The sequence below is a fragment of the Paenibacillus sp. FSL W8-1187 genome (assembly GCF_037965485.1).
Lineage (GTDB): Bacteria > Bacillota > Bacilli > Paenibacillales > Paenibacillaceae > Paenibacillus_O > Paenibacillus_O pasadenensis.
Genome location: NZ_CP150181.1, coordinates 4,032,315 through 4,046,197, shown reverse-complemented (window position 1 = coordinate 4,046,197; position 13,883 = coordinate 4,032,315). Strand labels below are relative to the sequence as shown.

Sequence of the window (13,883 nt, the reverse complement as noted above, 5' to 3'; positions counted from 1 at the left end):
TCAAAAAAGGGGCTGTCCCGAAAGCAAATGGAGACATCCCAAAATCTCAAAAAACAGCAAAGACCTCGGATGAAGCATGAAGCCAGTTGCCTCGGCTCCATTTCCATTCGGGGTTTTTGTGCATACACAGCTGGCTTTCTTCAGTAGAATGCGGGCAAGGGAAAGCGCCCCGGCCTCCAAGCCTACTTTTAGTAAGCCGCGAAGCAGGAACCCCCGGAACCCCCGGAACCCCCGGAACCCCCGGTTGTTTTTCAGTTGTCCAAACACACTTTCCGGCTCATGAATCCTCCGGACGGAAAGGGCGTGTCCTTCTTCACGGGAGAGTTTATCGCGCTCCTTCTTCTTTGGCATCATGTACTGCGGGCTGACGCTGATTTCTCGGTTTCCTTCCGCTTCCGTGCAGGCTGGTTTCCGGCGAATCGAATCCAAGGCACAATTCTGCCTTGGATGGCCCGGTTCCCGGCCGGAGAGCCGAAACCAAGGCACAATTCTGCCTTGGATGGCCCGGCTCCCGTCCGGAGGGCCGGAACCAAGGCACAATTCTGCCTTGGATGGCCCGGTTCCCGGCCGGAGAGCCGGAACCAAGGCACAATTCTGCCTTGGATGGCCCGGCTCCCGGCCGGCGAGCCGAATCCAAGGCACAATTCTGCCTTGGATGGCCCGCTTCCCGGCCGGCGTCTACTCCTCCCGGAAGAGGAAGTTTTTTTGTGTTAACCCATTTAGAAGAGGGTGTCCCTAAGCCAAGGCTGTCGGGACACCCTCTCTTTTTGCGCTTGTTTATCGGCTGTTTATTTTTCGTTTATTCCCTTTTCTTAGAATCGTCTCAGAATATGTCGAATCATCGGGACGTTCGTCTCAGTTCGACAAGGGGATAAGGGGGGCAACAATGTGTTGCTGCGCAAAAAAGGCAAGCGGGGACTTGGGCTGCTGCTGGCGGCGAGCCTGCTCGCGGGAGCGGCGTCCGGAGGCTGGGTGAAGCCGGCCGAGGCGGCCGCGGCGGACATCGAGGTCAAGCAGAAGTTCGGCAACCGGATCGGGAACCTCAGCTACGGGGCTGAGAACGCGTTCGGCAACTTTTACAACAACATGGAAAGCGGCTTCTACATGGAGCATGATTCGTCTACGTCGGCCGACTGGGGCGCCGGCGACGTCTTCACGGACGAGTCGGGCGCGACCTATACGCTGCGCGTAGGAGAGAACCCTCTGCTGTCGGCGATGGCCCAAAGCGGCCATGCGACGTTTAAGATCGGCTTCGCCGTGCTGCGCAAGCATTACGGCGTCTTTTCCGGCTCCGAGAATTCCAGCATCACCGTGACCGTGAACGGCCGGGAGCTGATGCACTACGATACGGACGACACGAGCGGAAGCACGCAGATCTACAACAAGTCGGAGCAAGAGACGCTGACGCCGGGCGCGGTCATCAAGATCCGCATCTTCGGCCAGGACGACGACGACGGCCCGACCGGCGTGCGCGGCCTGTACATCCTGTTCGAGGACAAGCAGCGTCCCGTGCTGGAGGACTATACGTTCACCGGCAACGGGGCGACGCGCTTGAACACCGAGATCAACCAGACCGAGCTCTACGTCAAAAAGAACGAGTTCGTCGACCTCGCCTACAACTTCAGCGAGCCGATCCGGCCGACCGCCGTATCGGCGGGCTTCTCGGACTACTTCCTGAGGCATCCGCTGTTCGTCAACCAGGCCAATACCGGCTTGCCGGCGGAGGGCCAGCAGCAGTACCTGCAGAACACGACGTACAGCGCGGCCAACCTCGGCACCTACCACGACCGGCTCGCCTATCGCTACGTCGCCTCGGCGTACCACAACAGCGGCAACCTGCCGCTCGAGCCGAGGGTCGACACGAGCACGCTGAACGCGCTGCCGATGGACCTCTCGCTCAAGGAGAAGCTCGAGCAGGCCGTGCTGGCGGACGCCGCCGGCAACGTCGCCTCGATGCGCTTCCCCAACAAGGCGAGCGCGGGGAGCCTGCCGGTCGTCGTCTCTGCCGGCCGCGCCGTCGATCCGTTCGACTACAAGTCCGGCGGCTACCGCGTCATCGTCGACGCGGTGCGTCCGAAGTACACGAAAAGCGGAAACGGCATCCAGCCGGAAATTCTGACCGGCACGACGCTGAACAAAGGCGACGTCATCGACTTCAGCGTGCAGCTCACCGAGCCGGGTATCGTCAATCGGCTGTGGGAAGGGCAGGAGAACGGCACGTACCTGCTGTTCAACAACGGCATGCGCGCCTACTACGTCTCCGGCTACAGCAAGTCGGTATGGAAATTCCGGGCGACGATTGGCGATTCCGTGGACCTCGAGACGCCGCTGCTCAAGGTCGTCTCGCTGTCCCATGACCGCAAGACGCCGCAGACATCCGATCTCGAGGTCATCCAGGACTATGCGGGCAACCTGCTCATCCAGCCGGCAAATTTCCAGGAAACCTATGCCAATGCGCCGCTTGATCTGGAGCCGTCGCTCGTAAACTCCAAAATCGACTGGGCCAATCTCATGATCGACAATACGAAGCCGATCATCGGCTACCGCTACGAGCAGGGCGGAGCTACGGGCTCGACCTACGCCAAGGACGGCAAAGCGACGATCGACGCCAACGATCCATCCCTGCTCGTGCCTCCGCTCGATCCGTCCGTCCCTGACCGCGGGCTGGAGCGTCCGAGCCGCGGCATCTACCGGCCGAGCAACATGAGCGCCGAGGCGTCGCCGTCGATCGGCCTCGTTTATTACACGTGGAGCCAGTCGCCGGCCGATCCGCTCGCGGGCAAGGAAAGCGACCATTTCGCCGCGATCAAGCGCTACTCGCTGTCGGCCAAGCAGCCTGCGGAGGAGCTGTATCCGGAGATGACCGGCCTCACGCTGTCGGTGACGAACAACAAGACGAACCTGATCGCGCCGCCGCCCGAGGCGCTGCGGCCGGAGAACAGCGGCAAGTGGTACCTGCATGCGTGGACGGCGGACATGACGTGGGATACCGCCCGCGAGCTGATGCAGTACGACAAGAGCAAGGACTACGTCGCCCAACATCCGCAGCAGTACGAGGCATGGAAGGCCGAGGCGCCGGGCGAGTCGGAGGCGGACAAGACCGTCTACGCCGACAACAAGGCGCTGCAGGCGGTCGGCCAGTACGGGGACTCCGACCTTTGGAAGCTGGAGGACTTCAAGCGGAACGACTCCAACTGGACGCATGAGGTCGGCATCCTGCGCCTGGACAACAAGCAGCCGATGCTGCAGCCGGCATCCGTCTCGGCGGACGGCACGGCCAACGTCACGGTCGAGGCGCTCGTCGAGGAGCCGCATAGCGGCATCCGCAGCATCGGCTACCAGTGGGTCAAGGAGGGCTTCGATCCGCAGGAGCTGGAGTGGAAGCCGGCGACGACGGTGGCAGGCGCCGTGTACGGCGATGACGCGCCGTCCTATACGGTGACGCAGTCGACCTACAGCGACGTGTTCGAGGACGGAGCCTACTGGCTCTACCTGAGAGCCGAGGACCAGGCCGGCAACTTCGTCGTCGACACGCCGCAGAGCGCGCCGATCACGGTGAGCTCGGAGCAGGCCGTGCCGACGAAATTCCTGCCGGAGCCGAAAGCGAGCTTCGTCCGCAGCTCGGAGCTGACGTTCCATATCGGCGAGGCGCTGCCGGATTCGCTCGGCTACGCCTGGTCGGACAGTCCGCTGCGTCCTGCGGACGGCGCGTTCTCGCCGCTCGATCCGCTCGGCACCGACGAGCTTGGCTGGACGAGCTATACGATCCCGGATGAAGGAAAAAGCGGCGTCCGCTACGTGCATGTGAAGGCGCAGCTCGGCGACCGTACGCAGTATTACTCCCGGGCCTACTATTTCGACAACGAGCCGCCGCAGATCGGCTTCGGCCTCGAGGGGCTGAGTTATCCGCTGCCCATTCAGAGCGTGCTCGTCACGGTAGCGGAGCTGTACAGCAAGAACAACCTGAACGCCTGGTTCCAATGGGTGCGCGAAGGGGAGTCGGAGCCGACGGAAGGCTCGGGCGGCTGGCAGGAGCTGAAGAGCGACCGCGTCGCGCAGCTGGATGGCGCGGAGCGGCTGGCGCCGGGCGAGACGGCGGACTTCCGCCTGTACGTCAAGGCCGTGGACGGCGCAGGCAACTCCGCGCTGGCGGCCACCTCCGGCACGTTCAAGCTGGCCGGCCCGGTCAAGGACGCTCCGGCCGCTCCCGGCACGTCCAAGCTCATCTCCCTGACCGGCGACGAGGAGGACGGCTACACGGCGATCGTCAAGCTGGGGCTGCAGACGGAAAATCCGTCGGGCTACGACTACTCGGTGTCCCCGGACGGGGGATCGACCTGGCTGAAATGGCGTCCGTACACGACGTTCGCCAGCCTGAAGGTGCCGTCGGGAGATCCGGCCGCGCTGCAGGTGCAGGTCAAGTACCGCTCGCCGGGCGGCAAGGTCGGGGCCGTCTATCCGGTCGACGCCGCGGGCTTCGACCCCGACGCCGAGCCGGTCTATGCGGTGGCGACGATCCCGTCGCTGACGCCGGTGAACGCCCAGACGGGAGCGACGATCGAGATCGCGCCTCCGCCGGGCATCCGCATCGTGCCGTCGAAGCTCAACCATGTGCAGCCGGTCCGCTCCGGCAACCGCTTCAACGTCAAGGAGAACGGCTTCTACACGTTCGATCTGAGCGATCTGAACGATGCGAAGCGCAAGGAGACGCTCGTTGTCGTCGTGAACCATGTCGACGGCACGCCTCCGGCCGGCATCATCCAGTACTCGGTCAGCAACAACGTGCAGACGAACGGCAGCGTGACGGCGATGCTGACCGGCACTGAGCCGATCGTCGTGACGAACAACGGCGGCAAGAGCGCCTACACGTTCACGGACAACGGCAGCTTCACCTTCACCTTCAAGGACGCCGCCGGCAACACCGGCGAGGCGACCGCCGTCGTGGCCAACATCGACCGCACGCCGCCGCGCGTCAAGATCGAGCGCTCCTACGCCTACGGCAAGGACGGCAGCCGGACGTTCGGCACGATCACCGACGGCAGCGGCAACGTCGTGCTGTCCTCGGGCGTGACGCTGTCGGTCGTCAAGGCCGACGCCGGGGCCCGCGACTTCGTCGTGCACAGCCAGAACAACGGCGTCGCCGTGACGCAAAACGGCGTGGTCTCGTTCACGGTCGGCGACGCGCTCGGCAATACGCTCGTCGTCAAGGAGCAGGTGGACGGCATCGCCAGCGAAGGTCCGCAGCCGGAGCGCGTGTCCTACACGTTCATCGACGCGAGCGGCGCGGAGCTGCCGGCGAGCCGCATCGCCACGATCGGCGGCAAGAAATACGCCGCAGGCAGGATGAAGGTGACGGTCAGCGGCAAGATCGCCGCGCCGAACGCCGTCTTCTCCGGCCTGCGTCCGATCGGGACGCCAGGCGCCTACAGCAATCAGGTGAGCGATGACAGCGGAGCCTACTCGTACTCTCGCATCTTTGAAACGAACGGCACGTCCGCGCTGGCAATTTCCGACGCGCTCGGCAACGCCACGCAGATTCCGGTGACGGTAGCGGGCCTCGACAACGCCGCGCCGACGCTGCGGCTGAAGCAGAGCTCCGTCGGCATCGTGCAGAACAAGGCCGGCTTTAATGCGGCAGCCGATCTCGGCGGCTACGAGGCTTCCGACAATGTGTCGGCGGCGGACAAGATCAAGGTGGAGATCAGCGGCCTTGACCTGGGCCAGCTCGGCCGCCAGCGCGTCGCCTACACGGCGACCGACGAGGTCGGCAACCGCACGGTCGCGTACCAGGACGTCGTCGTCGTCAAAAACGGCGGGCTGCTCATCTTCGGCAACGGCACGCTGCTGTCGGCCTTGTCCGGCGAGCAGGCGCTGTTCGATACGAACCGCATCACGTTCCGCGTCAGCGGCTACGGCGACATGAAGGTCGGCGGCAAGGCGGCGGTCAACGAAGCGGGCACGTTCGAGCTGCTGTACCAGCCGGGGCTGTACCGCGAAGGCCAGATGAAGTCGATCGCGACGAAGCTGACGTACGAGCAGCTGGCAGGCAGCGGCTTCACCGTAACCTTCCCGAAGGCGGGCTGGTATACGGTCATCGTCCGCACGCAAGAGCGCGATCGCGAATATGCGAGCTTCTTTGTCGGATCGGTCAAATAGAGTGATGAACGAAGGAACTGGGGGATGTTCGGTGAAGCTGCTTAAACGCGGACTGTCGTCGCTGCTGGCATTCGTGCTCGTATTTCCCGCCCTGTTCGAGAGCGGCCACGCGGTGGCCGCCGAGCTGGGCAAGAGCCGGACGACGACGATTCAGAACGACTATATCAAGGTGACGGTCGACAACGAGACGGGACGGTACGGCATCCGCACGATCGAGGGACAGCCGATCCGCAAGCAGGACCAGAACGTGAGCCTGCTGTTCCGCGGAGACGATCCGGAGACGTCGTTCACGACGTTCCGCATCGACGGCACGGACTATATTTTCGGCAACAAATACAAGTTCGGCAGCGAGCAGTCGCGGACGACGGAGCCGACGCTCGTCGAGAAGCCGAACGGCACGAAGCAGCTGGAGATGGTCTGGTCGATGAAGGGCGTGTCGATCAAGCAGATCCTGCTGCTCTATACGGACGGCAAGGACAAGATCAACTCGGGCAACGTGAACATCCGCTACGAGGTGACGAACGGCAGCGGCGCCAAGGTGGAGGTCGGCAGCCGGATCCTGCTCGATACGATGGTCGGCGGCAACGACGGCCCGGCGTTCCAGGTCGGCACGGCGTCCAAGGCGCCGCTGCTCGTCGAGCGCCGGCTGACGCATGAGCCGGAGAAGATCGGCATTCCTCCGGAAGACGCGCCGCTGCACAAGCTGCCCGCCTACTGGGTCATGCGCGACAAGCTCGACCTCGAGAATCCGCAGGCGACGAACGTCGTCGCCTACGGCTTCAACAACGTCGCCGAGCAGAACATCAACATCGTCGACGAGATGGTCGTCGGACATTGGAACGGTCTGGCGAACACGAAGTGGGACTATGAGGTCCATCCGAACCTCGACTTCACTCGCGACACGAACGACTACGGCAGCGCGGATTCCGCCGTGGCGTTCTACTGGAACCCGGATGCGATCGATCCGGGACGCATGCAGAGCTTCGAGACGATCTACGGCCTCGGCGAGATCGTCGCGCCGGACAAAGTGTTCTCCATCCGCTACGTCGATCCGATTCAGCAGCTCGCCACGCTGCCGGACGCGAGCGGCTATCGCGACGAAGGCGTGTTCGACATCATCGCCGAGGTCGAGAACCTGCCGTCGTTCAACATGGAGCATTCGCGCCTGGAGCTGGAGATGACGCTCGAGAGCGGACTGAGCTTCGTGCAGCTCGACGAGCAGGGGAACATCAAGCGCGACGGCTCCGGCAAGCCGCTCGTCGACACCGTGAGCAGCAAGCGCGTCGAATACCGCAAGGAGGCGACGCCGGAGGAGGCTAAGCTCGGCATCCAGCCGAAGTACAAGCCCGGCGATACGGTGACGGCGACGTTCAAGGTGATGGCCAAAGGCCGGCCGTGGCCGACGACCCGCCAATACATGCTGACGGCGCGCAGCCCGGAGACGCGCAGCAAGATCGAGGGCATCGCCGACGAGAGCATCCAGGCGCAGTACGAGTCCGTCAAGACGAACTTCATCCTGCTGCCGCCGGTCGGCCAGGCGACGCCGACGTACGTGTACGGCGTCTCGCCCAAGGAGCTGTACCGCACGGACGTCAAGTACATGACGGTCAACCTGTCCAACATCGAGGCGTACACGACCGGCGGGGGCGGCACGGAGCCGAACTTCGACCTGTTCCTGGTCGAGAAGTCGACCCGCGAGCGCTACCGGGTGCCGGTCGCCGATTCGGTGCTGCTGCAGCCGACTGACGACGGCCTGACCGGCGACATGCGCATCACCTACCGCGGCGGCGACAAGGTCGACGAGGCGGGCAGCGTGATCGAGGAAGGACTCGGTCCCGAGCTGCCGCTCGGCGAGTACGAGATCGTCATCGACTACAAGGGGACGGCCGGCGACGATCCGGACCTCGCCTCGATGTACGACATCGCGTCGGGCCAGACGATCCTCGTCACCGACAACGACGAGTCGCGCATCCGCGAGGCCGGCATCCTGGCGCTGTACAAGGAAGTCGTCGATCTGAGCGGCATCGACAACGGCGCGACGGTCGGCGAGGAGCGGCTGGAGCAGCTGAACAGCCTGTTCCCGGGCGAGCCTTTCGAGGAAGGCAGCTTCCTGTACGAGGCCGCGACGCAGTACAAGAAGACGCGCGCCCTGATCGGCGCGGCCAGCAAGGCGGTCGATCCGGAATTCGAGCTGAGCGAGTTCGCCGACGAGGCCGCCCTCTCGGAGACGCCGCTTTACAACTATCAGATCTTCGAGAGCGAAGAGGATCTGGAGGCGTTCGAGGAGCAGGCCGAGGAGGATGAGATCGAGCGCGAGACGCTCGTCGTCGTGCGCGGCATGGTCAAGCAGGTCGGCAGCGGCGACGACCAGCAGATCATCGTCGATACGAAGACCGAGCCGGCGATCATCAACGGCGCGGTCGCCTACAGCGGCAAGGATCTCGTGCTCGTGCGCGGCAAGCTCGACATCCTCGGCATCAAGCAGCCGGAGGGACTGCCGCTGCTCGACACGCTGTTCGTCAAGGGCGACGGCACGCTGAGCGTGGCCAGCAGCGGCTTCATTTTCCACAAGGGCGAATGGACGCTCGACTTCTTCAACGGCTTCGACAAGACGCTCGGCGGGGACGGCTACGGCATCCCGCGCGCCGGCAGCGGCGAGGACGAGGAGGAGGACGAGGAGGAAGATAGCCAGGACGCCAACAAGCAGTCGGCGACGAACCCGGAGGACGACAGCCAGAACGGCAGCCTCAAATGGGCCGTCGGCGGCGTCGGCGACCGGCTCAATCCGCTTCGCCAGATCATGCTGGAGAACGTGTACTTCAACAAGCACTCGCTGTTCAGCGCTCCGAGCTTCTCGATCGACGGCTTCGGGCTGTCGCTGAACGACTTCATCCTGCGCGAGGGCGGCATCTCGTTCGGCGGCTCGATCTCGCTGAAGATCGTGAACGCGGAGATCAACAACGTCATCTTCAACGACAAGGGCTTCGTCGGCATCGACGCCAAGCTCGGCTTCGACCTCAACGAAAGCCTCGGCCTGTTCGGGCCGAAGGAGGACAAGAAGTCGGGCGAGGAAGGTCCGAAAAAGCCGAGCGGCAGCATCGGCGTCACCCACTACGTCCAGAAGGTGGACGGCATCAACAACACGTACGGCCTTGAATTCGAGGCGCAGCTCAAGAACATGACCGAGGTCGCGATCGAGTTCTCGCTCAAGCAGGTCGACGACGGGCGCATCCTGCCGGATGTGATCGCCTTCGGCACGCAGCTCAAGAGCCCCGGCATCCTCATCACCGGCGCGACGTACCTGACCGCGATCCGCGGCGCGGTGCGCGAGCTGGCCGACACGATCGCCGGCGGCACGGCGGAGGATCCGTTCCCGCTGACGATCCAGGCGGGCGTCGGCGTGCGCTTCGGCATGGCGCCGGCGTACTTCTTCGGCGACATCGACCTGACGCTCAAGCGGACGGGCATCAAGATCGAGGGCGTGATGGATTATTCCCCCGACGCCAACGCGGAAAAGGACGACCGCATCGAGATGATCACGATGGCGCTGCTGGAAGCCCAGTGGGTGACGCCGTGGTTCGTGCGCGTCCAGGCCGAGGTCGACATCGGCGGCTGGGACATCATCGTCGGCAAGGCCGGCATCTTTGTCGGCCAGAACCTGGAGAAGAACCGCACCGACTTCGAGGGCTACATCGGCTCCAAGGTGCAGATTCCGGGCTCGGTGCCGGTCGTCGGCGGCATGCCGCTGGCGAGCGTGTTCCTCGGCGTCAACAACGACAAGCTGTGGGGCAGCGTCGGCATCCTGTTCATCAGCCTCGGCATCACCTACTACTGGGGCGGAGGCGTCGAGTTCGGCACGTCGACCGACCAGCTGCCGGAGGGCCTCGCGCATCTGGTCATCGAGGATCCGGAGCGCGGACCGCGGCTGCTCGTCATCGGCTCGGGCGTGCAGGCGCTGGCCGACTCCCGCGTCGCGGCGGAGCAGGAGACGCAGGCGATCGAGTACCGCGAGATCGGAAACGGCATGAAGATCGTCGACAACGGCGACATGACGCTCGGCCTCGGCGGCATTACGGTCAAGAACGGCGGACGCGTGCATGAGATTCCGCTCGGCGGCGTCAGCGGCAACGCGATCATCGAGGTGGAGTACGACAGCAAGGAGTTGCCGGCCTTCACGCTGAAGGACGGCAGCGGCAAGCCGTACCCGATCAAGTTCGACAACACGAACACCGACAAGACGGCCAACGCCTTCACGCAAGTCGTGTCTGCGAAGAACACAGGGACGGACGTCGACTCGCGCAAGGCGTACGTCATCATCCCGGCGGCCAAGGCGGCCGCAGGCGGCACATGGACGCTGACCGCGCAGGCGCCGGTCGAGACGAAGCTGCTGAACGTGCCGACGGCGCCGCAGCTGAGCGAGGTCGGGCTGACGGCGGATCCGGCGGACGAGAACAAGTTCGCCGCGACGTGGAAGGTCGATAATGCCAAGCCGGGCGATACGGTGAGCCTGTATTTGGCGAAGGACGCCGTAACGGACGCGACCGAGACGCTGGCAAGCGGCGACGTCGTGCGCAAGGCCGGCGACGCGGGCATGCTGATCGCCAAGGACTTGCCGGCAGCGGCGGGACGGGCGAGCATCGACGTCCGGCGCATCGAGCTGGCGGGCGGCACGGAGGACATCCGCGGCCTGCTGCGCCAAGGCAGCTATTATGTGCGGGCGGAGCTCAAGTCGGAAAACGCCTTCGCCACGAAGACGTCGGCGCAGCGCTTCGAGCTGAAGGATCCGATGGCTCCGGGCAAGGTCAGCGACGTAGCGGTGAAGCCGGCAGGCAACGGCTATTTCCATCTGTCGTTCAAGCCCGGCGCGGTCAAGAGCGGCCAGCAGGCTTATGAGCGCAGCTATGTCGTCGAGGCTTTCCAGAACGGGATCGCGTACGAGCCGTTCGGCGACGTGCTCATGACCGAAGAGGAGCTGCAGCCGTACTGGAACGCTGCGAGCGGCAAGTACGAGGGCATTCCGATCGGCGGCTGGGCGGCCGTGTCGGCTTCGGATCAGATCGATACGTCCGGACTTGGCGGCACGCAGCTGGTCGGCGAGGAGGGCAAGGAGGCGCCGAAGGTGTCTCATGCCGGACTCGAGACCGGCAGCATGTACGTCATCGGCGTCAGCGCCTCGGCGGTGCCGACGGAAGCGGACGACAAGAACCGCAACCCGCATTACGCGGATCGGGCCGACACGGCGGCGACGCTGCTGCCGCTCGTGCAGAAGCCGCAGCTGACGCTCGGCGGCGGTCCGGTCAGGACGAGCGAGCCGGGCAAAACCTTCTGGACCTACCTGACGAGCGGCACCGAGCAGACGATCTCGCTGCATTCGGCGCAGCCGAACGTCGAGGTGGAGGCTTATGTCGGGGAGGAATACCTCGGCAAGGCGGACATGCGCAGCGAGGGCGGCATCAGCCGCGGCTCGCTCAAGCTGACCCGCTTCGCGACGGACGGCACGTTCGCCGTCGAGCTGCGGTCCCGCAACACGGCGACGGGCGACGTCTCGGTCACGATGCTGTACCTGACGGTCGATACGATCGCGCCGGTGCTGTACATCGACGAGCCGGCGACGGGAGCGCGGACGCAGGCCGGCCGGGTGCGCGTCGCCGGATCGACGACGCCGGGCGACGTGCTGACGGTCGCCGGACAGCCGGTCGAGGTCGAGGAGGACGGCCGCTTCGGCGGCGAGGTGCTGCTGCCGGAGGACGCCGGCGCGTCGGCCGAGCTGAAGTTCGTCGCCCGCGACGCGGCGGGCAATGAGAACTCGGCCGTCGTGGACGTCACGAACGACGGCTACCGCGCCCCGAGCGCGATCGTGCTGAAGCCGATCCCGACGCTCCGTCCGGGCGACAGCGTGAAGCTGCAGGCCGTGCTCCAGGTGGCGGACGGCAAGGACGGCAGCGGCAAGACGCGCTATAAGGAAGTCGCGCTGACCGAGACCGAGCGCGAGCGCCTGACCTTGACGGTCGACGGCGACTCGGCGCTGCTCGCCGAGGACGGCACGCTGACGGCGCTTGGCGCCGGCGCGAGCCTGATTACGGCGGAGTACCGCGTGTCGGACGGCATGACGCTGCAAGCGATGGCGGTCGCCGAGGCGAAGCTGCCGCAGCCGACCTCGCTCGGCACGATCGGAGCCGAGGCAGAAGCGGTGCTCGGCGCGACGGACAAGACGCGCGTCGTCATGACCGATGCCGGAGACATGACGGGGCAGCAGCTCGCTTACCGCGTCTATAGCGCGGGAGCGAAGCTGCCGGCCTTCCAGGAGGACCTGTCGTCCTGGAGCCTGCTGCCGGCGGACGGCATCGTCGCGGCGAAATACGGCGACACCGTCGTCGTGGCGAAGCGCCTGTCCAGCGGCAAGCTGGCGATGGCGGCGAAGCTGCTGCCGGCGAGCATCTGGATGATGATGCCGGGCGGCTTCGGCTTCGGCGGAGGCGGCGGAGCGCCTGCGGGCGACAAGCCGCAGGCGAGCGTGAACGGCGCGGCGATCGAAGCCGCCTGGGAAGGCAAGACGGCGCTGATCCGTCTGGACGGCTCCGTCCTGGAGGGCGGCGTCGCGGCGGATCTGACGCTCCGCTCGGCCGAGGCGGGAGCCGAAGGCTACCGCGTCACGGTGGAGCGGGCGCTCGCGGACAAGCTCGCCGCGGCGGGCAAGACGCTGCGCATCGAGCTGCCGATGGCGAGCCTCGCGCTCGGAGCGCCGCAGCTGCGCGGCGGCAAGGACGATCTCGTGCTGGCGTTCGGCTTGAACGACAGCGGAGAGCGGACGCTGCTGGATGCGGCGGCCGCGGCTCAAGGCTTCCAGCTGCTCGGAGGCGGCGCAGGCTCCAAGCTGCAGCTCGGCCTCGAGCCGGCAGGCTGGAAGCCGGCGCCAAGCGCGACGCTGCCGCTGCCGGAGGGAGTCCGGACGAAGGACGTGACGGCGGTGCTGCTCCGCGCGGCGGACGGCAGCTGGACGCCGCTGCCGTGGAAGCCGGCGGCGGGAGGCGCGGCCGCCCTCGTGCGGCTGACCGGCTCGGGCAGCGTGTACTTCGCGGCGAGCACGCGGACGTTCACGGACGTCGCGCCGCTGTTCTGGGCGGCGGACAGCATCCGCCAGGCTTCGGCCCGGATGCTCGTCCTCGGCCAATCCGCGGACAAGTTCGCGCCGAACGCCAAGGTGACGAGGGCCGAGTATCCGACGATTCTGCTGCGCGCGGCAGGCTATATGAACGAGCCGGCCGCGGCGGTCCGCTTCGGCGACGTGCCAGCGGACAGCTGGTACGCCCGCACGGTCGGCATCGCAGTCGGCCTCGGTCTGGCGAGCGGCAAGAGCGCGGAGCGCTACGATCCGAACGCGGCGCTGACGCGGCTCGAGGCGATGGCCATGGCCGGCAGGCTGATGGCGATCGCGCAGCCGGGAGCGCAGCTTGAGGAAGCGGAGATCGCGCGCGTGCTGGGCGCCTTCGCCGACGTCAAGGCGATCCCGGACTGGGCGCGCGGCCCGGTTGCGGCCGCCGTCAAGGCGGGGCTCATTCAAGGCATCGACGGCAGCATCCGTCCGGGCGATCCGCTGACCCGCAGCCAGGCGGCTGCGATCGCGGTCCGGGCGAGTGACTGGATGAATTCATAACCGGCCGGCAGGCGAGCCCGCATCATGCTTCAGGCGTGATGCGGGTTGTCTGCTAAGAACGGATCTAAGTGGG

General features: G+C 65.6%; 3 protein-coding genes. 2 read left to right on the top strand and 1 reads right to left on the bottom strand.

Annotated elements, in window-relative coordinates; genetic code table 11:
• Complete coding sequence (locus NYE40_RS17445; protein ID WP_240479026.1) at window positions 1–429, bottom strand: transposase; 429 nt, start codon at window positions 427–429, stop codon at window positions 1–3.
• A 459-nt stretch (window positions 430–888) separates the two neighbouring features.
• On the opposite strand from NYE40_RS17445, the gene NYE40_RS17440 reads away from it, so the two are divergent.
• Both NYE40_RS17440 and NYE40_RS17435 read left to right on the top strand, forming a co-directional pair.
• Entirely contained in the window at window positions 889–6,156 is a 5,268-nt protein-coding gene (locus NYE40_RS17440; protein WP_028599116.1) for a hypothetical protein, read from the top strand.
• A gap of 31 nt (window positions 6,157–6,187) precedes the next feature.
• Window positions 6,188–13,810 carry an S-layer homology domain-containing protein gene (locus NYE40_RS17435; protein ID WP_339278737.1) on the top strand — a complete coding sequence of 2,541 codons (7,623 nt, stop codon included), beginning with the start codon at window positions 6,188–6,190 and terminating at the stop codon, window positions 13,808–13,810.
• Window positions 13,811–13,883: the final 73 nt, after the last annotated feature.